Below are 25,557 nucleotides of genomic sequence, written 5' to 3'. Positions count from 1 at the left end.
CGTCAGACCGCTCCCGGCACCGCTCCCGCCTCCGGCTCCCCGACGGGCACCGGCAGGTCGGCCGCGCCCACCCCGTCGCCCACGCGGTAACCGGCGCCCGGCACGGTCTGGATCACCGGCGGGTCGCCGAGCTGGGCGCGCAGCCTGCCGAGCGTGACGCGGACGGCGTTGGTGCGGTAGCTGGTGTGCTCCTCCCGGACCTCCTCGATCAGCTCGTCGCCGCCGACCACCGCGCCACGGGCGCGCAGCAGCACCTCCAGCACCCCGCATTCCGTGCGGGACCGCGCCGGCGCCCGGCCGTCGCGTACGGCCGGCCGGCGCACGGTGTCGACGGGCACGGCGCAGCCCCGCGGCCATCATGTCCGCGGCCAACTCCTCGGCCGCCGCGACCAGTACGCGCATGGCGTCATATGTACCCGAGGCGGACCGTGCGGGGCCGGAACCACCCTGCGCCGCGACCCGCGGACCGGGGAATTCACCACGCTGGAGCCGGGAGCCGCCCGGAGCCGGAGGCGCGCCCGGAGCCGGGAGGCGCCCCGGCCCGGAGGAAACGCGGCGGGGAGCGCCGTCGGCGTGGACCGCACGGCCGGCCCGGGGGCCCCAACGGCCGCGCCCCGCCGAACGGAGGGCCGGACAGCCCCGGCGTGAGGGGCCGTACGAGTTGCTTCGGCCGCACCGCCTCTCCTCCTGCCGCGTCCGGCCCCACCGGCGTGCTTACGATCCACTTCGGCCACCGGTCGGAAGGGTGGAAGGGAACGCCACGATGAGAGCCGTAGCAGTCAGCGCATTCGGTGAAAAGCCGCAGCTCATGGATCTGCCACAGCCCGAACCAGGGCCCGGTGAGGTCCTGGTGAGGTTGTCCGCCGCCGGACTCAACCCCATCGACTGGAAGATCGCCGATGGCATGTTCGGGGATGCCGTACCGGCCGTCTTCCCCCTCGTCCTGGGGGCGGACGGCGCGGGCGAGGTACTCGCGATCGGGGACGGCGTACGGCGGTTCACCGTCGGCGACGCGGTGTTCGGCCAGTTCCAGCGGCCGGATCAGGGCGGCGGTTCGTACGGCGAACTCGCCGTTGCCGACGAGGGCCGCCTCGCGCACGCCGCCCGCAGCGTCACCTACGCCACGTCCGCGGCGCTGCCGACGGCCGGCATGACCGCATACAACCTGGTCGAGGAGACCCGGGTCACCGAGGGCATCCGGGTGCTGATCGTCGGCGCGACCGGCGGCGTCGGCACCTTCGCCACCCAGCTGGCGTCCGGCCGCGGCGCCGAGGTGATCGCCACCGCGCGCCCGGCCAAGGCGGAGCTGATGCGGACGCTGGGTGCCGCGGAGACCGTCGACCACACCGTGGGACCGGTCGCCGACCAGGTCCTCGCGGCCCATCCGGACGGCGTCGATGTGCTGATCGATATGACCAGCGGGCCCCGTGAGTTCGGCGAGCTGACCCGGACCGTACGCGACGGGGGCACGGCCGTCTCGCTCATCGGCTCGGCCGACGCCGACGAGCTGACCGACAACAACCTGCGCGGCTTCAACTTCGTCAACCGCCCCTCCCAGCAGCTGCTGGAGATCCTCGCCGGCCAGGTCGACGCGGGCCGTCTGACGGTCCTCGTAGGACGCGAGGTCGCCTTGGAAGAGGCGCCGGAGGCCTTGGAGGCCAGCCGTACCGGCCGGGCACAGGGCAAGACGGTCCTGGCGATCTGAGCGGAGGTCAGCGGCCGTCGGCGGCGCGGGCGAGCCGGCGCGCGAGCAGCGTCCGGGTCGTCGGCGGTCCCGCCGCGGCCAGCGCCGCGGTCAGGATGCCCGCGCCGACCACTCCCCAGACCCCGGTGAGCAACGGGCCGGCGAGCGCATCGGCGTAGGCGTGCGCGGCGGGCCGGGAGATCATGGCGGGCAGCGCGTCCAGGGCACGGCTGCGGGCCAGCGCGAGCGCGGCGGCCAGGAGGGCGGCGGCCGCGGCGCAGCCCAGCCCCGTACAGATCAGCGCGCGCCGCCGGCGCCGCGTCAGCAGCAGCCCGCCGGCCAGGCACAGCGCCGCGGCGGGCGGCAACAGCAGCGCCCCGGTCTGCACGACCTTGTAGACGGCCGCGATCCGCGGCACGTCCGGTGCCTTCAGCAGCACGATCTCCACCCCGGCCCTCGGCACCCGGCGGAGGATGTCGAGCCCCATGCCGTTGTGGGACAGCTGATGCTTGACCCGCTCCACGACGGGGGTGAGATCAAGGGTGACCGCGGAGCGGCCGGGGGCGGTCAGACTGCCGTCCAAGGTCCGGTGGGCGGTGCGGTGCACTCCGTTCCACATCGCGGGGAAGCCGCGACCGGTGACGACCTGCCGTACCTGCTTGTCCACGAACTCGCGGAGGCCGCGGGTGAAGTGCTTCCGCAGCGCGGGACGTTCGGCGCGCGGGACGGCGTGCAGCAGCCCGTCGAGCCGGACATGCGCCATCACCCCGTCCGTCACATCGTCGACGACCGCGTCCTGGACGGCGGCGTTCCCGGCCAGCGGGGCGACCGCCGCCACATAGCTGTCGGTCTCGGTCAGCTCGGCCCGCGCCCAGGTCGCGGCCAGACTCAGCGGCACCAGCAACGCCCCCAACAGCAGCAGCACCCCGCCGGCCGCCGCCCGCCCGCGCCGCCACAGCGGCCGCGACGACCGCTCCCCCTCCGTCACCCGCCCGCCGGGGCGTACGGGTGCGCTCGCTGACATCGCGTCTGGTCCTTCCTGCCCGGCGGCGGAACGGGGCGCGTCCGATGGATCGGCCGGGTCCGGGAAGACCCCCCACGACGTGCCCCACGGGCCCTCTCCCAGGCAAGTGCGAACGCCCGCCGTCCGCGAGCGGGGCCGGTGCCAACGGGTGACCCGGCGCGCGGCCCCGGCCTTCCGGACGGGCCCCGGGGCGCGCCCTCCCGGGGCTCAGCGTGGCTGCGCGGCGCGCCGCCGCCGTACCGCCCGTACCACCCCCGGCCCGAACAGCGCGGCGGCCGCGGCGGCCGCCGCCCACCACACCCAGCCGTCGCCGTCCTCGGCCTCCGCATGCGTCTCCGGCAAGTCGTCCAGATCGCCCGAGCAGGCCGTGGGGGCGAAGGACTCGCCCACGTAGACACAGACCGTGGCGGCGGCGCGCAGGGTGCCGGGGGCCGCGCTGCCGGTGAGGTCGGCGCGGTCGCCGAGCACGGCCGAGGCGGTGAACACCTGGATGTCGTGCGCGGGCAGATCGGAGCGCCAGACGGCCTTCTGCCGGCCCACGCCGCGCCCTTCGACGGTGGCGCCGGGCGCGGCGGCGGAGGTCGTGGTGGCCGGCATCTCCTGCTCGATGCGGGCCCGGTGGACATCGGTGGGGCCCAGGTTGTGCACGGTGATCCGGTAGTCGAGCCGTTTGCCGGCCTCGGCGTCGTCCCGGCCGTCGGTCACCGCCACCGTGACCGAGACGGCGGGCGGTGCCTGCGGGGCGTGCCCGGCGGTGCGTGGAGCCCGCGGGGCGTACCCCGCGGTGAGCGGTGCCTGCGGGGCGTACGCGGCGGCGGACGGTCCGGGGAGCGTGGCGGCGCACAGCAGTGCGCAGACAGCGGCGGTTCTCATGCCGTCATCCGAGCACCGCGGCCCCCGTCACCGGCGGCAGGCGGCCTCCTCCCGGGCCGGGTTCACCCGAGTGAGGGGCGGCGGCCCCGTCCCTCACTGTCGGTTCGGCCCCGACCGGTGCACCGGACCATGGGCGTCCTCGCAGTGGCCGGCCTGCTGCTCCGGATCGGGTCCGGGCCGTGGGCCCAGCGTCAGGACGTCATCGGGCGTGCCCTGTTCACCGACGTGGTCGACCTGGAGGGTGGCGTGGCCGATGCCGTACTCGCCGCTGAGCAGCTCCTGCAGACTGCGGCGGACCTTGTGGCAGTCGCCGCCCGGCGCCACCAGGATGTGCGCCGACAGCGCCGGATGCCCGGAGGTGATCTGCCAGATGTGCAGATCGTGCACCTCGACGACCTCGTCCGTGGCGACCAGATGCTCGCCCAGCGCGTCCGGGTCGACGCCGGCCGGTGCAGCCTCCATGAAGATCCGTCCGGACTCGCGCACCAGCCCCGTACCGGCCCGCAGCATCAGCGCGACGACCACCAGCGAGGCGATCGCATCCGCCCGCTCGAAGCCCGTCGTCAGCACGATCAGACCGGCGAGGGCGGTGGCGACGAACCCGAACAGGTCGGTGAGGATGTGCTGGTAGGCGCCCTCGACGTTGAGGCTGGAGCGGTTCGCCCGGGACAGCAGCCAGGTGCAGATCAGATTCACCACGATCCCGGACAGCGCGGTGACCAGCACCAGCCCGCCGGTCACCGCGGGCGGCGAGATCAGCCGCTGGACCGCCTCGTACGCCAGCCAGACCGACAGCAGCAGCAGGGTGGTGCCGTTGGCCTGGGCGGAGAGGATCTCGGCGCGCTTGAGCCCGTAGGTGTAGCCACCGCGCGCGGGCCGCGCGGCCAGCCGCATCGCGACCAGGGCCAGCACGATCGAGACCGCGTCGGTGAGCATGTGGGCGGCGTCCGAGATCAGTGCCAGGGACTGCGCCACGACACCGATGACGACCTCGACCGCCATGTACGCGGTGAGCAGGATGAGCGCGGAACGCAGCCAGCGCCGGTCGGCGTCCGGCGCGACCCCGTGGGCGTGGCTGTGGCTGTGCCCGTGGCTGTGGGCGTCCTGGGTCATGGGCGCGCTCCTTCCTGGCTCCTCGTTCCGAAGCAAACCGCACTTCGGCAAAAGATCCAAAGGCTGCATCGGTGACCGTTGTCATTACCGTCGAACGGCCTATCGTGCCTGGTCAGAGCGGTGCGGATGAGGAGGGGAGCGGGTGCCGAAAGCGGAGTGCGGATGTCCGCTCCCGGCTGGCGTGGGAAGCCGCCGAGGTCCCCGTGCCCGGGTAGCATCCGGCGCTATGAGCGCTACGGGCGAGATCGCGCGGCCCGCACCCGGCAAGGGCCAGATCCTGGCGGTGCTCGGCCTGCTGGCCGCCGTCGCCATCCTGTCCACGCACCACGACGGCCTCCCCTTCTGGCTGGGCGCCCTGACCGGCGTGGTCGCCGTCCTCGGCTACCTGGTCTGCTTCGACTCCCCGCGCGGCATCTGGCAGTGGCTGCCGGCGGGCCTGGGCTTCTGCGCGGCGTTTCTGTTCTCCGGGCAGTTCCTGACCGCACTGCTGGCGTGAGGGCGTGGGGCGGATGAGTACGGCCGCCCGGCACGGCGGCCGCCGCTGCTGTAGGCGTGTACGGGGTGCGGCTCCAGCGCGCCGCGGCCGGTGAGGCGTGCCGCGGCCTTGCGGGGATTCGTGGGGGGCAGCGGGACCGCGTGACCCGACCGGTCAGTAAAGTTCGGCTCCCGTCCCCCGGACCGGCACCCCTCCCGGGGCCGGCCCCTCCCGACCTCTGAGGTACTCGGCAGTGAGCCCCGCACCACCCGCCCCGGCCGCTCCTGAACCCGTCACCGTCGTCGGCATCGGGGCCGACGGCTGGGACGGGCTGCCCGACGCCTCCCGGCAGGCCCTGCGCAGCGCCGAGGTGCTGATCGGCGGCCCCCGCCAGCTCGCGCTGCTGCCCGGGGAGTGCGCCGGTGAGCGCGTCCCGTGGCCGTCGCCCCTGCGCCCTGCCGTCCCCGGACTGCTGGCCGCGCACGCCGGGCGCCGGGTGTGCGTGCTGGCCAGCGGCGACCCGATGTTCTACGGGATCGGGCGGACGCTGACCGAGGTGTTGGCGGACGGGGCGGCGGAAGCGGCCCGGGGCGGGCCACGGCTCCGCATCCTCCCCCACCCCTCCTCCGTCTCCTACGCCTGCGCCCGCCTCGGCTGGCCGCTGGAGGACACCGAGGTCATCACGCTCGTCGGGCGGCCCACCGAGAACCTGGCCCGCGCGCTGTACGACGGCCACCGCCTGCTGGTGCTGTCCGCCGGTGCCGGCACCCCCGCCGAGGTCGCCGCCCTGCTGCGCGCACACGGCTTCGGCCCGACCCGTATGCGGGTACTGGAGCAACTCGGCGGCCACCGCGAGCGGACGGCCGAGGGCACCGCCGCCGACTGGGACGCACCGCCCGCCGACCCCCTGAACGTCATCGCCCTCGACTGCCGCCGCGAGCCCGGCACCCCGCCGCTGGCCACCGTCCCCGGCCTCCCCGACGCCGCCTACGAACACGACGGCCAGCTCACCAAGCGCCATGTCCGCGCCGCCACCCTCGCCGCGCTGGCACCCGCTCCCGGCGAACTCCTGTGGGACATCGGCGGCGGCTCCGGCTCCATCGCCGTCGAATGGCTGCGGGCACACCGCAGCTGCCGCGCCCTCAGCGTCGAGCGCGACGCCGTACGGGCCGAGCGGATCGGCCGCAACGCGCGCTCGCTCGGCGTACCGGCACTGCGCGTCGTTCACGGCTCCGCGCCCGCCGCGCTGGACGGACTGCCCACGCCGGACGCGGTGTTCATCGGCGGCGGGCTGACCGCCCCCGGCCTGCTGGCCGCGTGCTGGGAGGCGCTGCCGGCGGGCGGCCGGATCGTCGCGAACACCGTGACGCTGGAGTCCGAGGCGCTGCTCGCCGACCGCTACCGGCAGCACGGCGGTGAACTGGTCCGGCTCGCGGTCGCCCATGCGGTGCCGGTCGGCGGCTTCACGGGCTGGCGGCAGGCGATGCCGGTCACCCAGTGGTCGGCCGTGAAGCCACCGGCCGCCTCCCCGTCCCCGTCCTCCCTCCCCCAGGAGACCGAGCAACCATGACCGTCCACTTCATCGGCGCGGGTCCCGGCGCCGCCGACCTGATCACCGTGCGCGGCGCCCGTACGCTCGCCTCCTGCGGGGTCTGCCTCTACGCGGGCAGCCTGGTGCCGCGCGAGCTGCTCGCCGAGTGCCCGCCCGGCGCCCGGCTCGTCGACACCGCGCAGCTGGACCTCGACACGATCACCGCCGAGATGGTCCGCGCCCACGAGGAGGGCCACGACGTCGCCCGGCTGCACTCCGGCGACCCGTCCGTCTTCAGCGCGGTCGCCGAGCAGATGCGCAGGCTGGATGCGGCCGGGGTGCCGTACGAGGTGGTGCCGGGCGTCCCCGCGTTCGCCGCGGCGGCCGCCGCCCTCAAGCGCGAGCTGACCGTCCCCACCGTCGGCCAGACCGTCATCCTCACCCGCGTCGCCCAGCGCGCCACCCCCATGCCCGAGGGCGAGGACCTCGCCACCCTCGGCCGCAGCGGTGCGTTGCTGGTCCTCCACCTGGCCGCGATGTACGTCGACCGGGTCGTCGCCGAACTTCTGCCGCACTACGGCGCCGACTGCCCGGCCGCCGTCGTCGCGATGGCCTCCCGCCCCGACGAACTGGTCCTGCGCGGCACCCTCGCCGATATCGCCGACCAGGTGAAGGCCGCGGGCGTGGTCCGTACGGCCGTCATCATGGTCGGCCGCACCCTGGGCGCCGAGCAGTTCCGCGACAGCCACCTCTACTCGGCGGACCGCGAGCGGCCCCATGCGCCGTGCGAGGCGCCGGAGACCCCGTAGCCGACGCGCCGGGTCCGTGGCCGGCGCCTGCGGGTTCCCCTCCGTCCGGAACTGCCGGAACCCCGGGACCGGCGGCCCCGGGGTTCCGCCCGGCGCCACCGGCACGCGCAGGTACCGGTGGGCCGGTTCATGCTCCTGGCCGTCACGCCTTCCTCGCCGCCGACCTCGGTGCCGGCGGCGAGGGCCGGCACTCAGCCGCTGGTGGTGTGCATGGTGGCCAGACCGGCGAGCTGCCCGACGGGCGTGGAGGACACGAGGGACTCGGCGGTCCCGACGACATCGCCGACGTTCGCGGCGGCGCCGTGCCCGGCGACCTCGGCACCGGCGCCGGCGAGGCCACCGGAAATGTTGTCCAGCTCGCCGTCGGAAATCTCGCAGGTGTCGATCTCAGGGGTGAAGCCGTTACGCATGGCGCGCTCTTCCCTTCACTGCTGTGGGTTCTGAACTCACCCGGGCGGAATTGCCGGTAAAGCAAATCCGGCCGTTCCAGGGTCTCCTGACGCGGAAATGATGCGTCCATGGTGACGACCCGTGTGCTGGCAGGATGCAACCACGCCAATGGGCCGCCCGGCAACTTATCGGCCGGGTTTTTATCCGGTGGGCAATTCGGCGCAATAATCTCCTGACGTGCGGCTTTGGCTGCTTCTGACCGGCGAATCGTCGTACGGCAGCCGCGGGCCGGCTGCCTGGGGGAATCCCTTTCATAAGCCCGTTTCGGGTATATCTGCGGGTACGGTTCGCCGAACGCCCGGTGAGCGAGATGGTGTGAGATGTAGACATTTCCTGCGCATCGGCGGCATGGGAATCGGCCGGTCCTGGCGTGGTCACGCTTTCGGTAATTTTCGATGCGAAAGGCGCCCTGGCGTACCGCAAAAAGGTAAATGTACGCACAGGGGGCTGCGCGCGCCCCGCCGACCGCCTGCCGGCAGCCCCTCCGGGACCGTCCGGCTGACCATATGACCGCATCGGGGTGAATGTCCGTTACTCGGCTCCCCGGGGCCGGTAAGGAAGCTGCGACACCCAAGGGGGGCCGAAGCAAAGGAGTACGCCACGATGCGTACCAGACTGGCCGCCGGTGTGGTCGCCGCCGCAGCCCTGCTGACACTTTTCGGCGGCAACGTCGCCGGAGCCGACGGCACGGACCACGTCGCGCAGGCCAAGGACACCCCGGGACAGACGCACGACAGCTCGCCATGGATGCACGACACCCCGCCCCGGATGAACGACCAGCCCGCCCTGATGAACGGCCGCCCGGTAGGCCGCTACGACCGCCGGGAAGGGCGCTTCAACCGCCCGGGGAGGTTCCGCGACAACCCGCTGCAGCTGACCACCTGTGCCCTCGGGACGGCGCTGGGAAGGATCACCGGCCGCGGCAACGACTGCGCGGCCAACCGGCTCGGTCGCGGGTTCCGCAACTGACAGGTGCGGAGGCGGCGGAGCCGTTCACCGGAGCGCGCCTCCCTGACGGGCGTCCCCCGGACCCCGCGGCTCCGCCCGCCCCACCACCATCCCCGCACGGTCGATACAGATGACATCGACCGCGACGGGCGCGCCCCGCAGTACGGCCAGCGACTCGTCACGCGCCGTCGCCGCCACCAGATCCCCCAGCGGGACGCCCGCCGCGGCACACAACTGCAGCGCCGCCAGGCCCGTGTTGGCCTGTGCCACCGCCTCCGCCAGCGCCTCGTCCGCCCCGCCCCGACGGGCCAGCTCGGCCAGGAACCCCTTGTCGACCTGGGACCGCGCGGAGTGCAGATCCAGATGCCCGGCCGCCAGCTTGGACAGCTTGGCGAATCCGCCGCAGATGGTCAGCCGCTCCACCGGATGGCGCCGGATGTACTTCAGCACCGCCCCCGCGAAATCCCCCATGTCCAGCAGTGCATCCTCGGGCAGGTGGTGCAGCGCGACGGCGGCCTTCTCCGACGTCGATCCCGTACACCCGGCCACATGCCGCCGCCCCGCCGCCCGCGCCACGTCCACACCCCGCCGGATGGAGTCGATCCAGGCCGAGCAGGAGTACGGCACCACGATCCCGGTGGTCCCCAGGATCGACAGCCCGCCCAGAATTCCCAGCCGCGGATTCCAGGTACTCCGGGCGATCTCCTCCCCGTGATCGACGGAGATCTCGACCTCGACGTCGGCCGCCGCCCCGGTACCACCGCCATATCGCCGGGCGACCTCGGCCAGGTGCTCCCGCATCATCTGCCGCGGTACGGGATTGACCGCCGGCTCACCGACGTCCAGCGGCAGGCCGGGCCGGGTCACGGTCCCGACCCCAGGACCGGCCTTGAAGACGACCCCCGACCCGGCGGGCAGCGCCCGCACGGTGGCCCGGACGAGCGCCCCGTGCGTCACATCCGGATCGTCGCCCGCGTCCTTCACCACTCCCGCCGTGGCGGCCGTCCGCCCCGGTGCCAGCTCCTCCACCGCCAGGGCGAAGGACGGCGTCTGCCCCTTCGGCAGCGTGATCGTCACCGGGTCGGGGAACGCGCCGCTCAGCAGCGCCGTGTACGCGGCCGTGCTCGCCGCCGTCGCACAGGCGCCGGTCGTCCAGCCGGGCCGCAGCCCGGTGTGCGCGAGCTGCGCGCTACGCCCGCCCGTGGCCTTGCCCGTACCCTGCGGTTGCGCTTCAGCCACGGAGGAACCCACATCCCATGCCCGACGCAGCTCGCCCGCCACGCCATGTACTGATCCTCGGCGGTACGACGGAGGCCCGCCGCCTGGCCGCCGCGCTGGCACCGGAGCCGTCCCTGCGCGTGACGACCTCGCTCGCCGGCCGGGTCGCCGCGCCCCGGCTGCCCGCCGGGGAGGTACGCATCGGCGGGTTCGGCGGCCCCGAGGGCCAAGCCCGCTGGCTGCGCGAGCACGCGGTGGAAGCACTCATCGACGCCACCCATCCTTTCGCCGACACGATCAGTCACCACGCGGCCCTGGCCGCCGCCACCGCCCATGTTCCCCTGCTCGCCCTCCGCAGGCCCGGCTGGGTACCGGGACCCGGCGACACCTGGCACCAGGTCACCTCCCTGGACGAGGCCGCCGCCGCGCTCCCCGCCCTCGGCACCCGCATCTTCCTCACCACGGGCCGCATGGGCCTGGCCCACTTCGCCCACCTCACCGACCTCTGGTTCCTCGTCCGCTCGGTGGACGCGCCCGAGCCCCCGTACCCGCCGCGGATGACCACTCTTCTCGACCGGGGCCCGTTCACCCTGGACGGCGAGCGGGAGCTGCTCCGGGAACACCGCATCGACGTCCTGGTGACCAAGGACAGCGGTGCCGCCGCCACCGCCGCCAAGCTGACGGCGGCGCGGGAGGCGGGGGTGCCGGTGGTGGTCGTACGGCGGCCGCCTCTGCCGGAGGGAGTTCCGGTCGCGGCAGGCCCGGACGAAGCCGCGAACTGGGTCCGCAGCCTTTTCAGCGAGGCCGATTCACACTGAGGTGATTGGCCTCGCGGACCCTTTGCGCTAATTCTTCGCGGCGCTTTACGGATTCCTCTGGTTCGTCGTCACCGCTCGGGTCACGGACGGTCGCGGAATCACCCTTCGCCTCACTCACGGGGCGCACGCCCGCACCGCATCCGCGAGCCGCCGCGCGACCTCCGGGGTACATCGCCCCAGCTCCACGAGCGGCCGCGGAAAGTGATCCGCCAGCGAGACCGGGTCCACGGCCAGCGACGGCAGGGTGATGCCCGCGCCCTTCAGCGCCGCCCGCAGTTCGCCGCACGCCTGCTCCGCGTCCCTGAGCTTCCCGGCCGCCGGGCTGCGCTCCGCCATTCCCATTTTTCCTCTTCTCCGTTCGGATCCTGACTGGGCTGCAAAAGCCCGTTCACGGCCCTAGAGTCGTCACAACGGGACGCTGCCGAAAGGGAGTTGGCGTTGCCGTCAGAACGGGACAACAGGGGGATTGGGGAATGGTCGAAAAGAATTCCGAGGAGTACGAGGGTTCGGCTCGCTGGGTCCTCGCCGGCGAGCTCAAGCGGTTACGGGAGGCGTCCGGCAAGTCGCTGGCCCAGCTCGCCGACGAAACCAACTACGACCGCACCTACCTGCACCGCCTGGAGACCGGCGAACGTCTCTCCAAGCTGCCGGTCATGGAGGCGCTGGACCGGGTCTACGGCACGGGTGAGCTGCTGGTGCACTTGTGGGGCTTGGCGCGACTGGATGCCTTCAAGGACAAGTACCGGCTGTTCATGCAGCTGGAGGCGAAGGCGACGATCCTGCATTCGTATGCGATCGCGGTTCCTGGCCTGCTGCAGACCGAGGACTTCGCCACGTTCTCGCTGTCGTCTTCGCCGACGCCCATAGACCCCGACGAGCTCGAAGAGTCCGTCGCCGCACGACTGGGCCGACAGGAGTTGCTGCAGCGTGACCGACCGCCGCATGTCCGAGTCATCCTTGACGAGTCGGCATTGCGCCGACCGGTGCCCGATCCCAAGATCTGGCATGACCAGTTGGTGCGCATCTCAGAGGCTGCCGAGGCTCAGCATGTGACCATCCAGGTGCTTCCCTTCGCCGCCGGAGTGCATAGCCTGATGGGTGGTTCACTCTGGCTCTTGTGGTTGGCGGACGGTGGTGCTGTTGCCTACCTGGAAGGCAACAAGTCAGGCGAACTGCTCGAAGAGCCAGCGGATGTTGAGCGATACCGCCTGTCTTACGATCAGCTTCGCGACGCGGCACTCTCGCCGCCTGATTCAGCAGTATTCATCCGGCAGTTGGTGGAGGGCAGCAGACCATGAACAGCAACCCCGACCTGGTCGAGGCCGTGTGGCGCAAGAGCAGCTACAGCGATGGGGGAGCCGACAACTGCGTCGAGATATCCGACGGCGTCCCCGGCGCCGTCCCCGTCCGTGACAGCAAGAACCCCACCGGCGGTGTGCTCCTCTTCCCGGCCGGCGCATGGTCGTCGTTCATAGCCACCGTGAAGGCTGAGCAACTGAGCTGAGGGCTAGGGGAGGACAGCAGACATGATGACGATCCCGAACCCGGCCGCCCTCGCGTGGCGCAAGAGCAGCTACAGCGACGGCGGAGACAACAACTGCGTCGAGATATCCGACGGCTTCCCCGGCGCCGTCCCTGTCCGTGACAGCAAGAACCCGGCTGGCGGTGTGCTGGTCTTCCCGGCCGAGGCGTGGTCGGCGTTCATAGCCACCGTCAAGGTGAACCAACTGAGCTGAGGACAACGGGCGGCCGGCAAGCCGTGGAAGCGATCGGTTTGCTGACGACACGTAATGCGATTGCGCCACTGCGTGCTCCCCCGTAACCTGCCGGTGCGCGGACGGCATTGATCTTGCCGGCCGCCCACGGGGGAACGGGGATCACGGGGATGCTCTATCGGAGCTGACGTCATGTCACACGCCTGCGCTTGACCGGCGCGGGTATGGCATGTCCGATATGACATGAATACGTCAGATCCGTCCACCGTCGGCACATCCCGCGCACACGGAATCATGACCAACGGAGGACACCACACCATGCGCATGCGCACCCTCATAACGTCGGCGGCTCTGGCCGCCGCACTGCTCGGCGGCTCCGTCGCCCCCGCGATGGCTGCGCCGGCCGCGCCGGCCCCCGCGCCGGCCCCCGTGATGGCCGCGCCGGCAACCGCGAACGGCCCCGGCGTCTTCATCACCAACGGCGACCGCGTGCACATTTCGAGCACCCCGCCGCGCACGGCGTCCGCCCACGCCTGGTGGACCCACGTCAGCGGCCCCGGTACCAAGGCCAAGGTCACCATCTGGCTGCAGATGAAGTCCGGCAGGACGTGGCACTCGGTCGCCAAGAACGCGAAGAACCTCAAGTCCGGCAACGGCGGCAGCGCCCGTCGGGTCGTCGCGCGCAAGAAGTGCGCGAACAGCAGCAAGCACCAGTGGCGCACCATGATCGACGTCGACCTCATCGGCGTGGCCGACTCGCCGGAGAAGGCCTACACGAAGCCGGTCACGGTCAAGTGCGGCGTCTGATTGTCTAGTTCTGCCATTCCATCCGCTTGATCCAGGAGTACGACCATGAGTGATACCGGTCCGGGCGCCACCCTCATCGTGGGACTGCACGGCGTACTGGACCGGTATCCCTGGATCGACCGGGTGAGCGCCGAGTTCGACCTCGACGAGGACGTCTTCAGCCTCGCCGTGAAGCGGGCGTCCGCCTATGCCTGGAGTTCCACCGCCCTTACGGACAAGCCCGCCGACAACCTCTGGGACCACAACGACGCGGACGGCGACTGGACGCAGGACGGCCAGGTCCATCAGTTGGCCTGGCTGCAGTCGTCGCTTCCCCGGCCCGTGAACACTCCGGGCAAGAAGCAGCGCGCCCGCCGCCTCCCGATCCTGCCCGTCATCACGGTCCTCTCGGACGCGCTGCGCCGCGTCGGCACCATCCGCCTCACCGGCACACACGCCCTCGTGCCGCTGCACCGCGCCGGGGACGCCCGCATCGAACTCGCCGAAGTGGCCGACTGGTTCGCCCTCGCCGACCCGTCCGGCGCGGCCTCGCTGACGGTCACCGTGTCCGCCCTGCCGTCGGCCAACCTCGCCGCACGGGCCGCCGAGATCCGCGAAGCGGCACTTGAACGCACGTATCAGCACATGACGGTGGAGGTCTTCAAGCCCGCCGGCACGACGACTCCGGGGCTCGCCGGTCCTCTCGCCGGGGAGGTGCAGGCCGAGGGCTTGCGCCGGGCGCTCGCCTTCCGCTGCGGCGTGCGGGAGTGGTCCACGGATGTGGCCGCGTGGACGACCGAGGTGTTCGCGGACTCGATCCGGGCGGTGACGGGACTCTCGGGCCTGATCCTCATCACGGTCTCTTCGGAGGTCTGAGATCCGTGGGCAGGGGGATGCATCCCCCACTCGCTGAGGCCGGCAGGGCTCGGAAAGCCCCGGCTCACCCCTCCGGATACCTCCGCGGCGTCCACACCACCTCGGTCCCGTCGTCGCGCCGTACCGCCTGGGTCTGGGACGAGCCGACGATCAGGAGCGTGCGCATGTCGACCTGGAGCGGGTCCAGGTCGGCCAGGTGGACGGTGCGGACGGATTCCCCGGGGCCGCCGATGTCGCGGGCGAGGATGACCGGGGTGTCGGGCGCGCGGTGTTCCAGGAGGAGTTCGCGGGCCTTGCCGACCTGCCACGTACGGCTGCGGGAGCCGGGGTTGTACAGGGCCAGGGCCAGATCGGCGCCCGCGGCCGCGTGGAGGCGTTCGGCGATGACTTCCCAGGGCTTGAGGCGGTCGGAGAGGGAGATGACCGCGTAGTCGTGGCCGAGGGGGGCGCCGGCGCGGGCGGCGGCGGCGTTGGCGGCGGTGACGCCCGGGAGGACGCGTACGGGGATGGCGCGGTACGGGTCCTGGGAGGCGACCTCCAGGACGGCGGTGGCCATGGCGAAGATGCCCGGGTCGCCGCCGGAGACCACGGCCACCCGACGGCCGCGCCGGGCCAGGTCGAGGGCGAGTTCGGCGCGTTCGGACTCGACCTTGTTGTCAGAGGCGTGGCGGCGCTGGCCGGGACGTACCGGGACGCGGTCCAGGTAGGTGGTGTAGCCGACGAGGTCTTCGGCGGCGGCCAGGGCGCCACGGGATTCGGGGGTCAGCCAGAGCGGGCCGGCCGGGCCGGTGCCGACGACGACCACCTCGCCGGGCTCGTCGAGTGACGCGGCCAACTCGTCGGTGCTGTCCGGCGATGCGGCTACCTCGCCGGGACCGTCGGCCGACGTGGACTCGCCGGTGCTGCTGCCGGGCTGCGCGGCCACCTCACCCTCGGCGCGTGTGGCCATCGCCGGCGGCGGAACGTCCGCGATACGGCTCGGCACGACGCTGACCGAGAAGTACGGGACCGTCTCCGCGTCGATGTCCGCCAGCTTCCGCGTGCGCTCGCCGGGCATGGTGGCGCGCTCGACGTAGTGGGCCTCCGGCAGGCGGCCGGCGCGTTCCATGGCGCGGCGGACGGTGGGGAAGGTGCGGCCGAGCTTCATGACGACGGCGGTGTCGGTCGAGGCCAGACGGGCGGTCAGTTCCTCCTCCGGGAGCGTGCCGGGGAGGATCGTCAGGACCTCGTCGGCCTCGGCGAGCGGCTTGCCCAGGCGGGCCGCGGCGGCGCTGATGGAGGTGACGCCGGGGATGACCTCGGTCGGGTAGCGGTGGGCCAGCCGCTTGTGCATGTGCTGGTAGGAGCCGTAGAAGAGCGGGTCGCCCTCGGAGATGACGGCGACGGTGCGGCCGGCGTCGAGGTGGACGGTGAGGCGGGCGGCCGCGGACTCGTAGAACTCGTCCAGGGCGCCCCGGTAGCCGCCGGGATGGTCGGTCGACTCGGTGGTGACCGGGTAGACCAGCGCCTCCTCGATGTGGTCGGCGCGCAGATGCTCGGCGGCGATGGAGCGCGCGATCGAGCGTCCGTGCCGGGCGCTGTGGTACGCGATGACGTCGGCGCCGGCGATGACGTCGACCGCCCGGACCGTCATGAGGGACGGGTCGCCGGGGCCGAGACCGACCCCGTAAAGGCGGCCGGGGCCGGCCGTCGTCGCGACGCTGCCGTCACCGGTTGCCTGCTGCTCGCTCACGCTTACTCTTCCTCGCTTGCCATGGCGTTGATCGCGGCCGCGGCCATGGCGCTGCCGCCCCGGCGTCCGCGCACCACGATGTGGTCCAGCTTCGACGGATGGGCGATCAGCGCGTCCTTGGACTCGGCGGCGCCGATGAAGCCCACGGGTATGCCGATGACGGCGGCCGGGCGGGGCGCGCCTTCCTCGATCATTTCGAGGAACCGGAAGAGGGCGGTGGGGGCGTTGCCGAACGCGACCACGGCGCCTTCCAGCCGGTCCCGCCACAGCTCCAGGGCCGCGGCGCTGCGGGTGGTCCCCCTCCGGGCGGCCAGGTCCGCGACCGACGGGTCGGCGAGGGTGCACAGCACCTCGTTGCCGGCCGGCAGCCGCTTACGGGTGACGCCGCTGGCGACCATGTTGGCGTCGCAGAGGATCGGCGCACCGGCGTGCAGCGCCTTGCGGGCGGCTGCCACCACGTCGGGGGTGAAGGCCAGATCGCGTACCAGGTCGACCATGCCGCAGGCGTGGATCATCCGGACCGCGACCTGGCTGACGTCGGCGGGCAGCCCGGCGAGGTCCGCCTCGGCGCGGATGGTGGCGAAGGACTGGCGGTAGATCGCCGCACCGTCCTTCTCGTAGTCGAACGCGGTCACTGTGGCCTCGGGGTTGTCGGGTGCGGGAGGGCTCGGGGGGATCGGGGGACTCGGGTGATTCATGGGGTGGGGCATGGGGCTTCGGGGCGGTTCATGGGGCCGGGGGCGGGGCCGCCGCGGTGTGTGCGGTGTCCGGTGCGGTGTCCGGACGTACCAGTGCTACCCGGTAGCCCTCCGCCGTGGCCAGCACGTCGACCCAGGTGCCGTGCGGGTGACCGCAGCGGCGTGCGCAGCCCGACCAGTACACGGGGACACCCTCGGGAGGCGGGCCGGTGGGTGCTTCGTCCGGGACGGCTGTGCCGGCGGCGACGGCGGCCGTGGCGTCGGCGCGTACGTCGGTGAGGGACTTGGCACAGCCGGGGCGGCCCGTACAGGCGCCCAGGCGGTGCCAGGGGGAGGCCGGGTCGGTGATCAGTCCGGCGGTGGTGAGCTCCGCCAGCCGGCCGGGTGCCGCGGCGGCCGGCAGTCCGGGCAGGACGATGCCGCGCCACGGGGTGAGGCGCAGTGCGCCGGCGCCGTCGTCGGCGGCGATCGCGGTCAGCAGCCGCCATTGGGCCACCGACAGCCGGCCCAGCGGCGCCAGGACCGAGAGCGCCCGGTCGCCGTCGGGGCCCTCGACGATGCCGGGGGCGGAGGAGTCCGCATACGGCGGGGAGGTGCGGGTTCCGGGTGCGGGAGCCTCGGGCACGTACGCGGCCCCGATGCCCGCCGACCGCAGCGCGTCGGCCACGTCCAGGGCGCTCAGCCCGTGCCCGTCCGGGAGTTCGCGGACCCGCCAGGCGCCGCTGCCGCTCGCCCCGGCGGCGGTCAGGAAGGCCTCGGCGGCGGTGAGCGCGGCGCGCGGTACGTCCGGGCCGGCGATCCGCAGCGCCGCCGGATCGTCGCCGACCCGCAGCAGGGCGCTGCCCGCCGGTCCGGTCCGGTCCCCGTCCGGTTCTGCGAGCAAGCTCACATCTCCGCCGAGCGCCGCCACATCGCCCCGTCCGTCGTCCACAACGAACAGGAAACGGCCGGAGAGGGCGGTCGCTGACTCGCTCGCACAGAGCAGTGCGTCCAGCTCACGGGCCCACCGTCGCACGTCAGAAGGGGTGTGCCGGTCCAGTCCGGCCAGCGGGGAGGCGAGGATGTTGCGGATGCGTTCGTGGCGCTCGGAGGGCAGCAGACCGGCGTCGCGCAGCAGACCGGCGAGCCGGGCGCCGCAGTCCTCCGCAAGGCCGCGGAGCTCGGCGTTGCCGCGGGAGGTGAGGGAGAGGTGGCCGTCGCCGAGCAGTTCCGCGGCGTTGGCCAGGACAGTGGCCTGACGGGCCGTCAAATCTCCGGCGGGTACCCGGATACGGGCGAGATTGCCGTCGGCGGCCGTATGCAGCCGCAGCGCTCCCGGGCAGGCGTCACCGCGGTCGCGCAGAGGCGGTGCGGCGGCCTGCGGCCGTGTCGAGGGGGAGGGCGGCATGGCCGCGAGCATACCCACGGGGGTGGGCGCCGATCCGGGCCGGATCCGGCCATGCACCCGGCCCGCCGCGTGCACGCCCCCGTCCCGCCGCGGCCTGCCAGGAGGCCCGCTTACCTCGCCCGGCCACAGCCCTTACTATGCAGGTCGGTGGGTCGGCTGGCCCGCCGACGCCAGCGACGGCGCAGGGTCCTACGGCCCTAGGGAGGAAGCCCGGTGAGAATCCGGCGCGGTCCCGCCACTGTGAACCCGGCCTGCCGGGCGAGCCAGGAACTCCCGCCGTCCTTACGACCACCCGGGGCGCGGACACCCCGAGGAAGGCCTGCGCTCGCATGCTTCTGCTGCTGTCGACCTCCGACACCGACCTGCTCAGTGCCCGCGCGGCCACGGGTCCCGTGCCGTACCGGCTCGCCAACCCCGCCCGTCTCGACGTCGCCGAGCTGCCCGCACTGCTGGAGGGCTGCGACCTCGTCGTCGTGCGTCTCCTCGGCGGGATCCGGGCCTGGGAGGAGGGCCTGGAGGTGCTGCTCGCCGAGGACCAGCACCGGCCGGTCGTCGTGCTCACCGGTGAACAGGCCCCCGACGCCCAGCTCATGGAGCAGTCCACGGTCCCGGTCGGCATCGCGGCCGAGGCGCACGCCTACCTCGCGCACGGCGGGCCCGCCAATCTCGACCAGCTCGCCCGCTTCCTCTCCGACACGGTGCTGCTGACCGGTCATGGCTTCGAGCCGCCCGCGCCCGCCCCCAGCTGGGGCCCGCTGGAGTGGGAAGCCCGCAACGAGACCGGCCCGCTGATCGCCGTGCTCTACTACCGCGCCCACCACATGAGCGGCAACACCGGCTTCGTACGGACCCTGTGCGAGCAGATCGAGGCGGCGGGCGGCCGTGCCCGCCCGCTCTTCGTCGCTTCCCTCCGTGCCCCCGAGCCGGAGCTGATCGAGGAGCTGCGGGCCGCCGACACCCTGGTCACCACGGTCCTCGCCGCGGGCGGCAGCAAGCCCGCCGAGGCCTCCGCCGGCGGCGATGACGAGTCCTGGGACGCGGGCGCGCTGGCCGCCCTCGACGTTCCGATCCTGCAGGCCCTGTGCCTGACCGGGCCGCGCAGTGCCTGGGAGGAGAGCGACGAGGGGCTGTCGCCGCTGGACGCCGCCTCGCAGATCGCCGTCCCCGAGTTCGACGGCCGGCTGATCACCGTTCCGTTCTCCTTCAAGGAGGTCGACGAGGACGGTCTGCCGGTGTACGTCGCCGACGCCGAGCGCGCCGCCCGGGTCGCCGGCATCGCCGTCCGGCATGCCCGGCTGCGCCACATCCCGGCCGCCGAGAAGCGCCTCGCCCTGGTGCTGTCCGCGTACCCGACCAAGCACTCCCGGATCGGCAACGCGGTCGGCCTGGACACCCCCGCCAGCGCCGTCGCGCTGCTGCGCCGTCTGCAGGCCGACGGCTATGACTTCGGCACCGAAGAGGTTCCCGGCCTCGTGTCCGGCGACGGCGACGAGCTGATCTACGCCCTCATCGAGGCCGGCGGCCACGACCAGGAGTGGCTGACCGAGGAGCAGCTCGCCCGCAACCCGGTCCGTATCCCGGCCGCCGACTACAAGCGCTGGTACGCCACGCTCCCGCAGGAACTGCGGGACTCCGTCGAGCAGCACTGGGGGCCGCCGCCCGGCGAGATGTTCGTCGACCGCAGCCGCAACCCCGACGGCGACATCGTGCTGGCCGCCCTGCGCCGCGGCAATCTCCTCATCCTCATCCAGCCGCCGCGCGGCTTCGGCGAGAACCCGATCGCGATCTACCACGACCCCGATCTGCCGCCCTCGCACCACTACTTGGCGGCGTACCGCTGGATCGCGGCCTCGGCCGACGACGGCGGATTCGGCGCGGACGCCATGGTCCACCTGGGCAAGCACGGCAACCTGGAGTGGCTGCCCGGCAAGAACGCCGGGCTGTCCGCGGCCTGCGGCCCGGACGCCGCCCTCGGCGATCTCCCGCTCGTCTACCCCTTCCTGGTCAACGACCCGGGCGAGGGCACCCAGGCCAAGCGCCGGGTCCACGCCACCCTCGTCGACCACCTCGTCCCGCCGATGGCCCGCGCCGAGTCCTACGGCGATATCGCGCGCCTGGAGCAGCTGCTCGACGAGTACGCGGCCATCTCCGCCATGGACCCGGCCAAGCTGCCCGCGATCCGCGCCCAGATCTGGACGCTGATCCAGGCCGCCAGGCTCGACCACGACCTGGGCCTGGAGGCCCGCCCGGACGACGAGGGCTTCGACGACTTCCTGCTGCACGTCGACGGCTGGCTGTGCGAGGTCAAGGACGCCCAGATCCGCGACGGTCTGCATGTCCTGGGCGGCGCACCGGCCGGCGAGGCCCGCGTCAACCTCGTCCTGTCCATCCTCCGCGCCCGCCAGATCTGGGGCGGTACGTCCGCCCTGCCCGGTCTGCGCGAGGCGCTCGGTCTCGACGAGTCCGCCGCGACCCGGACGACCGCCGACGAGGCCGAGGCCACGGCCCGCGCGCTGGTCCAGGCGATGGAGGACGCGGACTGGGACCCGGCGGCGGTGGCCGGGACCGCCGAGGGGCACCCGGCCGCGGTCGCCGACATCCTCGACTTCGCCGCCCGCCAGGTCGTCCCGCGCCTCGCCGCCACCACCGACGAGATCGACCACGCGGTGCACGCGCTGAACGGCGGTTTCGTTCCGGCCGGTCCCTCCGGCTCCCCGCTGCGCGGCCTGGTCAACGTCCTGCCGACGGGCCGTAACTTCTACTCCGTCGACCCCAAGGCCGTCCCCTCCCGCCTCGCCTGGGAGACCGGCCAGGCCCTCGCTGACTCCCTGCTGGAGCGCTACCGCACCGACAACGGCGACTGGCCGCAGTCGGTCGGTCTGTCCCTGTGGGGCACCAGCGCGATGCGGACCAGCGGCGACGATATCGCCGAGGCCCTCGCCCTGCTGGGGGTCCGCCCCGTATGGGACGACGCCTCGCGCCGGGTCAACGGCCTGGAGCCCATCGCGCTGGCCGAGCTCGGCCGCCCCCGTATCGATGTCACCCTGCGCATCTCCGGCTTCTTCCGTGACGCCTTCCCGCACGTCATCGGCCTGCTCGACGACGCAGTACGGCTCGCCGCCGGCCTGGACGAGCCCGCGGAGTCCAACTTCGTACGCGCCCACGCCCAGGCCGACCTGGCCGAGCACGGCGACGAGCGGCGCGCCACCACCCGCATCTTCGGCTCCCGTCCGGGGACGTACGGCGCGGGACTGCTCCAGCTGATCGATTCCCGCGACTGGCGCACCGACGCCGACCTCGCCGAGGTCTACACCGTCTGGGGCGGTTACGCCTACGGCCGCGGTCTCGAAGGCCGGCCGGCCCGGGACGAGATGGAGACCGCCTACAAGCGCATCGCGGTCGCCGCCAAGAACACCGATACCCGCGAGCACGACATCGCGGACTCCGACGACTACTTCCAGTACCACGGCGGCATGGTCGCCACCGTCAAGGCGCTCAAGGGCAAGGCCCCGGAGGCGTACATCGGTGACTCCACCCGTCCGGAGACGGTCCGCACCCGCACCCTCGTCGAGGAGACCTCCCGGGTCTTCCGCGCCCGGGTGGTCAACCCCCGCTGGATCGAGGCGATGCGCCGCCACGGTTACAAGGGCGCCTTCGAACTCGCCGCGACCGTGGACTACTTGTTCGGCTACGACGCCACCACGGGCGTGATCGCCGACTGGATGTACGACAAGCTCGCCCAGACCTACGTGCTCGACCCCGAGAACCGCGACTTCCTGCAGGAGGCCAACCCCTGGGCCCTGCACGGCATCGCCGAACGCCTCCTGGAGGCCGAATCCCGCGGTATGTGGGAGAAGCCGGACGCCGAGACGCTGGCGGCCCTGCGGCAGGCGTTCCTGGAGACCGAAGGGGAGCTGGAGGGGGAGGACTGACGCCGGGGGCGGGGTCCGTCCCGTCCCGGTCGGCAGGCGGCCGGGGCCCGGAGACCGGGCCCGCTCGGCCGTCCCGGCCCCGCCCGATGCCACGGCATCAGGCGGGGCGTGCGGTGATGTCCCCGTTGCTGGTGGTCAGGTCCAGGTGGAAGCGTCCCGCCGGGTCCTGGGCGACACCTATGTGCTTGTCCCCGTTGCTGGTCTCCGCGGCTACCCGGTACGGACCCTTCGGCAGCCGCAGGGTGATGCCGCCGTTGGACGTCTTCGCCCGGACGCTCTGGGCGCGGGCCGGGGTGAGATCGATCGCCCCGTTGGAGGTCTCTGCCGCGATGCGCTTGCCGGACAGGCCGCGTCCGGTGATCCGGCCGTTGGAGGTCCGTGCGTCGACCGTGCCGGCCACGCCGTCCAGGTCGATGGTGCCGGAGCTGGTCGTCACCTTCACCGGGCCCACCTGGGTCAGATCCACCGAGCCGGACGAGGTCTCGCCGCTGACCGGGATGCCCGCGGGCAGCTCGACGGTGTAGTCCACCGAGCAGTTCTTGCCGCAGCCGGTGAGCACCAGCACACCGTCCTCGACCCGGTGGGTGGCCCCCTTGGGCCGGTCGCCGTGGTACGTCACCGAGCGGTGGACCGAGACCTTGCCGCCGCCCTTGCCGCCGTGCACCGTGAGGCCGCCCGAGGTGCTGTCCAGCCGGACGGCCGTGATCTTCTTCGACACCACGGCGTCGTCTCTGAAGGTCTTCCCGGGCAGCAGTCCGCATGCGCTGATGCCCACTGACCCGATGGCGGCCATCGCGACGATCCCGATGAAGCGGACGCGCTTGCGCATGAAGTCCCCCGGAAAGCTCGGTAGTTGGTGAGGCGAGGGGGCGCCCGCCGCCCGGTTCCCCGCTACGACGAGGCTAGGGCGGCGTGCGGCGGCTCCACCATGAGGAAAACCCCCGGATCGAGGTGTGGCGGGCCCCAGGTGCGGCCCGCGGACGCCGGTGCGAGGATTTTCGTGGGGGCGGTTCATGTGCTGTTTATGGGGCGGACGAGGAGGCTTCCGGTGACTGGCACGAAGACATGGAACGCCGAGATCAGCATCACCGAGACCGACAGCGAGGTCCGGGCCGAGGCCAGGCTGCGTGGCAAGGACGGCGGGCAGATGGTCGGCCAGGGAGCGGCTCGCTGTAACCCCGCCGACGAGAACGTCCCGGCCATCGGGGACGAGCTGGCGGTGGCCCGTGCGATGTCGGACCTCAGCCATCAGCTGCTGCAGCGCGCCGCGCACGACATCGAGGTGCACACGGCCCGGCCGGTGGAACGCCTGCACGCCTGAGGGACCCGGGCCGTCGGGGCCCGTCCGGCGGATCGTGGACGGGCCCCTGTCGGCATGACGGAGGGCACGCGGTCGGCACGGAGCACGGCGCAGGCCGCAGCAGTAAGCAGAGTGGTGCGCACACGTCGGCAGGACGCAGTGCGCCGGGCCGACGCGGTTCCTCAGGGCATGTCCGCCGGGAAGTCCGGCCCGATCGTCAGCGTCACGGCGCCCGGCGCCGCCCCGGCCGACTCCGTGGCCTTGGTGCCGGGGAGGCGGGAGGCGAGCACCTCGCTCTGCGTCTTGAGCGCGGCCGGGTAGGTGACCGTGGTCTTGTCCGTCGCCGGGGCGTTGCCGGTGCCGGTGACCGTGAAGCCGAGCTTGCGCAGCTGGTCGCCGGCGGAGGCGGCCCGGCCGGGGGCGCCGGTGCCGTTGAGGACGCGGACCTGCACGGAGCGCGCGGTCACCGGGTTCTTGGCGGCCTCGGCGAGCTTCTTCTTGCCGGCGGCGCCGATCTCGCGGTCGTGCGCGAGGTCGCTGAAGAGCCGGCCGGCCTGCGGATACTGCCAGACCACATTGGCCTTGTCGGTGGGGACGTCGGCCTCGCGGTAGTAGTTGGGGATGGTCAGGAAGGTGAGGCGGTCGGTGGGGATGTCCTTGACGGTCGCGGCCAGGTCGTAGAGCGGCTTGAGGCCGGCCAGGTCCTTGTCGGTGGTGATGGACTTGGTGGCCGAGTCCAGGAAGTCGTAGAGCTCGCCGGGGCTGGTGAGCTTGGACTGGGCCTTGGCCGCCAGTGCCTTCATGAACTCCTGCTGGCGGCCGATGCGGCCGAGGTCGGAGCCGTCTCCGACGCTGTAGCGGGTGCGGACATAGCCGAGCGCCTTCTCGTCCTGGACGTTCTGGCAGCCCGCGTCCATGTCCAGGTGGGCCTTCTTGTCGTGGATGGCGTGCTTGGGGCAGACCTCTATGCCGCCCAGCGCGTTGACCATGCCCTTGAAGCCCTGGAAGTCGACCGAGGTGAAGTGGTCGATGCGCAGCCCGGTGTTCTTCTCGACGGTCTTGATGGTGCAGGCCGCGGCCTTGCCGATCTCGCCGGAGTCACCGCCGATCGAGAACGCCTCGTTGATCTTGAAGTGGTGCGGGGACGACTTCGAGCCGTTGCCGCGGGTGCAGGCGGGGATCTGCACCCAGGAGTCCCGGGGGAAGGACAGCGCGGTCGCCCACTTACGGTTGGCGGCGATGTGCAGCACCATCAGTGTGTCCGACTGCATGGTGGTCAGGCCCTTGCCGTACTTGGCGTTGGCGCCGGCGCGGCTGTCGGAGCCGACGACCAGGATGTTCTTGGAGCCGGGGCTGAGATTGACCGGCCGGGCGCCGTCGACCCCGATGTCCGCGCCGTGGATATTGCCGTCCAGGTGCTGGTAGACCCACGCCCCGACGCCGGCCGTGCCGAGCAGCAGCACGCCGAGCGCGCCGCCGGTCCAGGCGAGGATGCGGCCGCGGCGGGTCATCCGCAGCGTGCCCGTACCGCCCGCCTGGCGGGAGCCGCCGCCGGACCTGCGGGCACCGGACGGCCTACGGCGCGAGCCGGCGCCGGAAGCGCGGGAGCCGCCGGGGTCACGGGAGGCATCGCCGGTGGTACGGGACGCTGCGGGTGTGCCGCCGCTGCCCCGCCGGGCCGTCTGCTGGTGCGTCTGCCTGTCATGCACGCCGATGGCCCTTCTGGTCCTTCTGATGCTGGTGGGGCGGTACGGGGGAGGGGGCGGCAGCGGCGGCCGGCGGTGCCGGCGGGAGGTGGCGGGTCAGATGCCGGTGCTGGGCAGCAGCAGGATGGACTCGGGGTCGTAACGCAGCCACTGCGGACACGCGCTGCCGGGCAGGGTGCGCAGCCGGCACCACAACTCGCCCGCCCCGTCCGTCCACCAGGCGTTGATGCGGCCCAACGTCCACCGGCCGTCCGGGTATTGGACCTCCACCGGCTGATAGACCCATCGCACCTCCGCCTCTGGAGGCGGGCAGTCCCAGGTCAGGAGTCCGCACCTCGTTGCCATCTCCCCCTCCGGCCACGCCTGTTGCGCATGTGCGCGCCACTCTACCGGGAAGATCTACAGTGTTGTAGAAGTTGCCTGGTATGGGGCGGTCACAGCGCGGTGCGCGGTGCGTGCCCGGTGAGGGTCAAGGGTCAGTG

At 72.7% G+C, this 25,557-nt stretch carries 25 protein-coding genes, 1 pseudogene and 1 riboswitch; of the genes and pseudogenes, 13 read left to right on the top strand and 13 right to left on the bottom strand.

Annotated elements, in window-relative coordinates; translation table 11 throughout:
• Window positions 1-2: 2 nt before the first annotated feature.
• Window positions 3-332: pseudogene (locus tag ACGFWI_RS26015) on the bottom strand (winged helix-turn-helix domain-containing protein); the annotation flags it as partial.
• A gap of 431 nt (window positions 333-763) precedes the next feature.
• On the opposite strand from ACGFWI_RS26015, the gene ACGFWI_RS26010 reads away from it, so the two are divergent.
• Entirely contained in the window at window positions 764-1,705 is a 942-nt protein-coding gene (locus ACGFWI_RS26010; RefSeq protein ID WP_393908432.1) for an NADP-dependent oxidoreductase, read from the top strand.
• 7 nt (window positions 1,706-1,712) lie between these two features.
• Here ACGFWI_RS26010 and ACGFWI_RS26005 read toward each other — a convergent pair whose 3' ends face one another.
• The 3 genes from ACGFWI_RS26005 to ACGFWI_RS25995 form a co-directional block, all read right to left on the bottom strand.
• On the bottom strand, window positions 1,713-2,708 hold the full coding sequence (locus tag ACGFWI_RS26005; RefSeq protein WP_393908431.1) for a hypothetical protein: 996 nt from the start codon (window positions 2,706-2,708) through the stop codon (window positions 1,713-1,715).
• A 207-nt stretch (window positions 2,709-2,915) separates the two neighbouring features.
• Window positions 2,916-3,581, bottom strand: coding sequence for a hypothetical protein (locus ACGFWI_RS26000; RefSeq protein WP_393908430.1), 666 nt, complete (start codon window positions 3,579-3,581; stop codon window positions 2,916-2,918).
• Window positions 3,582-3,674: 93 nt separating this feature from the next.
• Window positions 3,675-4,694: a cation diffusion facilitator family transporter gene (locus ACGFWI_RS25995; RefSeq protein WP_393908429.1), complete on the bottom strand. Its 1,020-nt coding sequence runs from the start codon at window positions 4,692-4,694 to the stop codon at window positions 3,675-3,677.
• A 226-nt stretch (window positions 4,695-4,920) separates the two neighbouring features.
• Between ACGFWI_RS25995 and ACGFWI_RS25990 the strand changes: the two genes are divergently transcribed.
• The 3 genes from ACGFWI_RS25990 (at window position 4,921) to cobM (ending at window position 7,509) form a co-directional block, all read left to right on the top strand.
• The gene (locus ACGFWI_RS25990; RefSeq protein ID WP_393908428.1) at window positions 4,921-5,190 is read left to right on the top strand and encodes a hypothetical protein; all 270 of its coding nucleotides are present in this window, start codon (window positions 4,921-4,923) and stop codon (window positions 5,188-5,190) included.
• Window positions 5,191-5,422: 232 nt separating this feature from the next.
• The gene (cbiE, locus tag ACGFWI_RS25985; protein ID WP_393908427.1) at window positions 5,423-6,739 is read left to right on the top strand and encodes a precorrin-6y C5,15-methyltransferase (decarboxylating) subunit CbiE; all 1,317 of its coding nucleotides are present in this window, start codon (window positions 5,423-5,425) and stop codon (window positions 6,737-6,739) included.
• On the top strand, window positions 6,736-7,509 hold the full coding sequence (gene cobM, locus ACGFWI_RS25980) for a precorrin-4 C(11)-methyltransferase (protein WP_393908426.1): 774 nt from the start codon (window positions 6,736-6,738) through the stop codon (window positions 7,507-7,509). The genes cbiE and cobM overlap by 4 nt, the downstream gene beginning before the upstream one ends.
• A gap of 191 nt (window positions 7,510-7,700) precedes the next feature.
• Here cobM and ACGFWI_RS25975 read toward each other — a convergent pair whose 3' ends face one another.
• Entirely contained in the window at window positions 7,701-7,919 is a 219-nt protein-coding gene (locus ACGFWI_RS25975) for a hypothetical protein (protein WP_393908425.1), read from the bottom strand.
• Window positions 7,920-8,562: 643 nt separating this feature from the next.
• Between ACGFWI_RS25975 and ACGFWI_RS25970 the strand changes: the two genes are divergently transcribed.
• The gene (locus ACGFWI_RS25970; protein ID WP_393908424.1) at window positions 8,563-8,928 is read left to right on the top strand and encodes a hypothetical protein; all 366 of its coding nucleotides are present in this window, start codon (window positions 8,563-8,565) and stop codon (window positions 8,926-8,928) included.
• Between the two features lie 24 nt (window positions 8,929-8,952).
• On the opposite strand, the gene ACGFWI_RS25965 is transcribed toward ACGFWI_RS25970, so the two are convergent.
• Window positions 8,953-10,146, bottom strand: coding sequence for a cobalt-precorrin-5B (C(1))-methyltransferase (locus tag ACGFWI_RS25965; protein WP_393908423.1), 1,194 nt, complete (start codon window positions 10,144-10,146; stop codon window positions 8,953-8,955).
• Between the two features lie 17 nt (window positions 10,147-10,163).
• Between ACGFWI_RS25965 and ACGFWI_RS25960 the strand changes: the two genes are divergently transcribed.
• The gene (locus tag ACGFWI_RS25960; protein ID WP_393908422.1) at window positions 10,164-10,943 is read left to right on the top strand and encodes a cobalt-precorrin-6A reductase; all 780 of its coding nucleotides are present in this window, start codon (window positions 10,164-10,166) and stop codon (window positions 10,941-10,943) included.
• A gap of 114 nt (window positions 10,944-11,057) precedes the next feature.
• Here ACGFWI_RS25960 and ACGFWI_RS25955 read toward each other — a convergent pair whose 3' ends face one another.
• On the bottom strand, window positions 11,058-11,285 hold the full coding sequence (locus ACGFWI_RS25955; RefSeq protein ID WP_393908421.1) for a hypothetical protein: 228 nt from the start codon (window positions 11,283-11,285) through the stop codon (window positions 11,058-11,060).
• 131 nt (window positions 11,286-11,416) lie between these two features.
• On the opposite strand from ACGFWI_RS25955, the gene ACGFWI_RS25950 reads away from it, so the two are divergent.
• From ACGFWI_RS25950 to ACGFWI_RS25930, 5 genes are all read left to right on the top strand, one after another.
• Window positions 11,417-12,241 (top strand): helix-turn-helix domain-containing protein, encoded by an 825-nt coding sequence (locus tag ACGFWI_RS25950; protein WP_393908420.1) that lies wholly within the window; start codon window positions 11,417-11,419, stop codon window positions 12,239-12,241.
• Window positions 12,238-12,447 carry a DUF397 domain-containing protein gene (locus ACGFWI_RS25945; protein WP_393908419.1) on the top strand — a complete coding sequence of 70 codons (210 nt, stop codon included), beginning with the start codon at window positions 12,238-12,240 and terminating at the stop codon, window positions 12,445-12,447. Before ACGFWI_RS25950 ends, ACGFWI_RS25945 begins: the two co-directional genes overlap by 4 nt.
• 22 nt (window positions 12,448-12,469) lie before the next feature.
• Window positions 12,470-12,679, top strand: coding sequence for a DUF397 domain-containing protein (locus tag ACGFWI_RS25940; protein WP_393908418.1), 210 nt, complete (start codon window positions 12,470-12,472; stop codon window positions 12,677-12,679).
• A gap of 303 nt (window positions 12,680-12,982) precedes the next feature.
• Window positions 12,983-13,465, top strand: a complete 483-nt coding sequence (locus ACGFWI_RS25935) for a hypothetical protein (RefSeq protein WP_393908417.1) — start codon at window positions 12,983-12,985, stop codon at window positions 13,463-13,465.
• 45 nt (window positions 13,466-13,510) lie between these two features.
• Window positions 13,511-14,320, top strand: a complete 810-nt coding sequence (locus ACGFWI_RS25930; RefSeq protein WP_393908416.1) for a hypothetical protein — start codon at window positions 13,511-13,513, stop codon at window positions 14,318-14,320.
• Window positions 14,321-14,384: 64 nt separating this feature from the next.
• Here ACGFWI_RS25930 and ACGFWI_RS25925 read toward each other — a convergent pair whose 3' ends face one another.
• The 3 genes from ACGFWI_RS25925 to cobG all read right to left on the bottom strand — a co-directional run bounded on the left by ACGFWI_RS25925 (window position 14,385) and on the right by cobG (window position 18,137).
• Window positions 14,385-16,052: a precorrin-2 C(20)-methyltransferase gene (locus tag ACGFWI_RS25925; protein ID WP_393908415.1), complete on the bottom strand. Its 1,668-nt coding sequence runs from the start codon at window positions 16,050-16,052 to the stop codon at window positions 14,385-14,387.
• Between the two features lie 2 nt (window positions 16,053-16,054).
• Window positions 16,055-16,687, bottom strand: coding sequence for a precorrin-8X methylmutase (locus tag ACGFWI_RS25920; RefSeq protein ID WP_393908478.1), 633 nt, complete (start codon window positions 16,685-16,687; stop codon window positions 16,055-16,057).
• Between the two features lie 91 nt (window positions 16,688-16,778).
• Complete coding sequence (gene cobG, locus ACGFWI_RS25915) at window positions 16,779-18,137, bottom strand: precorrin-3B synthase (RefSeq protein ID WP_393908414.1); 1,359 nt, start codon at window positions 18,135-18,137, stop codon at window positions 16,779-16,781.
• A 166-nt stretch (window positions 18,138-18,303) separates the two neighbouring features.
• A riboswitch (cobalamin riboswitch) is annotated at window positions 18,304-18,429 on the top strand.
• Between the two features lie 37 nt (window positions 18,430-18,466).
• Here cobG and cobN point away from each other — a divergent pair.
• Window positions 18,467-22,069 carry a cobaltochelatase subunit CobN gene (gene cobN, locus ACGFWI_RS25910; protein ID WP_393908413.1) on the top strand — a complete coding sequence of 1,201 codons (3,603 nt, stop codon included), beginning with the start codon at window positions 18,467-18,469 and terminating at the stop codon, window positions 22,067-22,069.
• 97 nt (window positions 22,070-22,166) lie between these two features.
• Here the strand turns inward: cobN and ACGFWI_RS25905 are convergent, their stop codons facing one another.
• Complete coding sequence (locus tag ACGFWI_RS25905) at window positions 22,167-22,898, bottom strand: DUF4097 domain-containing protein (protein ID WP_393908412.1); 732 nt, start codon at window positions 22,896-22,898, stop codon at window positions 22,167-22,169.
• A gap of 219 nt (window positions 22,899-23,117) precedes the next feature.
• Between ACGFWI_RS25905 and ACGFWI_RS25900 the strand changes: the two genes are divergently transcribed.
• A complete protein-coding gene (locus ACGFWI_RS25900; RefSeq protein WP_393908411.1) occupies window positions 23,118-23,390 on the top strand; it encodes a DUF1876 domain-containing protein in 273 nt (90 codons plus the stop codon).
• 161 nt (window positions 23,391-23,551) lie between these two features.
• Here the strand turns inward: ACGFWI_RS25900 and ACGFWI_RS25895 are convergent, their stop codons facing one another.
• Window positions 23,552-24,880 (bottom strand): LCP family protein, encoded by a 1,329-nt coding sequence (locus ACGFWI_RS25895; RefSeq protein WP_393908477.1) that lies wholly within the window; start codon window positions 24,878-24,880, stop codon window positions 23,552-23,554.
• A gap of 291 nt (window positions 24,881-25,171) precedes the next feature.
• Complete coding sequence (locus ACGFWI_RS25890; protein ID WP_393908410.1) at window positions 25,172-25,420, bottom strand: hypothetical protein; 249 nt, start codon at window positions 25,418-25,420, stop codon at window positions 25,172-25,174.
• Window positions 25,421-25,557 lie beyond the last annotated feature (137 nt).

The organism is Streptomyces sp. NPDC048434 (genome assembly GCF_043200375.1).
In the GTDB taxonomy this organism is placed as follows: domain Bacteria; phylum Actinomycetota; class Actinomycetes; order Streptomycetales; family Streptomycetaceae; genus Streptomyces.
Note: the sequence above shows the minus strand (reverse complement) of the source record. Positions and strands in the feature narration are given on the sequence as shown.

What these genes read in the sequence shown, in the direction of transcription:
- ACGFWI_RS26010 (WP_393908432.1), top strand. Translation starts at nt 764, where the DNA reads ATGAGAGCCGTAGCAGTCAGCGCATTCGGTGAAAAGCCGCAGCTCATG.
- ACGFWI_RS26005 (WP_393908431.1), bottom strand. Translation starts at nt 2,708, where the DNA reads ATGTCAGCGAGCGCACCCGTACGCCCCGGCGGGCGGGTGACGGAGGGG.
- ACGFWI_RS26000 (WP_393908430.1), bottom strand. Translation starts at nt 3,581, where the DNA reads ATGAGAACCGCCGCTGTCTGCGCACTGCTGTGCGCCGCCACGCTCCCC.
- ACGFWI_RS25995 (WP_393908429.1), bottom strand. Translation starts at nt 4,694, where the DNA reads ATGACCCAGGACGCCCACAGCCACGGGCACAGCCACAGCCACGCCCAC.
- ACGFWI_RS25990 (WP_393908428.1), top strand. Translation starts at nt 4,921, where the DNA reads ATGAGCGCTACGGGCGAGATCGCGCGGCCCGCACCCGGCAAGGGCCAG.
- cobM (WP_393908426.1), top strand. Translation starts at nt 6,736, where the DNA reads ATGACCGTCCACTTCATCGGCGCGGGTCCCGGCGCCGCCGACCTGATC.
- ACGFWI_RS25975 (WP_393908425.1), bottom strand. Translation starts at nt 7,919, where the DNA reads ATGCGTAACGGCTTCACCCCTGAGATCGACACCTGCGAGATTTCCGAC.
- ACGFWI_RS25970 (WP_393908424.1), top strand. Translation starts at nt 8,563, where the DNA reads ATGCGTACCAGACTGGCCGCCGGTGTGGTCGCCGCCGCAGCCCTGCTG.
- ACGFWI_RS25960 (WP_393908422.1), top strand. Translation starts at nt 10,164, where the DNA reads ATGCCCGACGCAGCTCGCCCGCCACGCCATGTACTGATCCTCGGCGGT.
- ACGFWI_RS25955 (WP_393908421.1), bottom strand. Translation starts at nt 11,285, where the DNA reads ATGGGAATGGCGGAGCGCAGCCCGGCGGCCGGGAAGCTCAGGGACGCG.
- ACGFWI_RS25950 (WP_393908420.1), top strand. Translation starts at nt 11,417, where the DNA reads ATGGTCGAAAAGAATTCCGAGGAGTACGAGGGTTCGGCTCGCTGGGTC.
- ACGFWI_RS25945 (WP_393908419.1), top strand. Translation starts at nt 12,238, where the DNA reads ATGAACAGCAACCCCGACCTGGTCGAGGCCGTGTGGCGCAAGAGCAGC.
- ACGFWI_RS25940 (WP_393908418.1), top strand. Translation starts at nt 12,470, where the DNA reads ATGATGACGATCCCGAACCCGGCCGCCCTCGCGTGGCGCAAGAGCAGC.
- ACGFWI_RS25935 (WP_393908417.1), top strand. Translation starts at nt 12,983, where the DNA reads ATGCGCACCCTCATAACGTCGGCGGCTCTGGCCGCCGCACTGCTCGGC.
- ACGFWI_RS25930 (WP_393908416.1), top strand. Translation starts at nt 13,511, where the DNA reads ATGAGTGATACCGGTCCGGGCGCCACCCTCATCGTGGGACTGCACGGC.
- cobG (WP_393908414.1), bottom strand. Translation starts at nt 18,137, where the DNA reads ATGCCGCCCTCCCCCTCGACACGGCCGCAGGCCGCCGCACCGCCTCTG.
- cobN (WP_393908413.1), top strand. Translation starts at nt 18,467, where the DNA reads ATGCTTCTGCTGCTGTCGACCTCCGACACCGACCTGCTCAGTGCCCGC.
- ACGFWI_RS25905 (WP_393908412.1), bottom strand. Translation starts at nt 22,898, where the DNA reads ATGCGCAAGCGCGTCCGCTTCATCGGGATCGTCGCGATGGCCGCCATC.
- ACGFWI_RS25895 (WP_393908477.1), bottom strand. Translation starts at nt 24,880, where the DNA reads ATGACCCGCCGCGGCCGCATCCTCGCCTGGACCGGCGGCGCGCTCGGC.
- ACGFWI_RS25890 (WP_393908410.1), bottom strand. Translation starts at nt 25,420, where the DNA reads ATGGCAACGAGGTGCGGACTCCTGACCTGGGACTGCCCGCCTCCAGAG.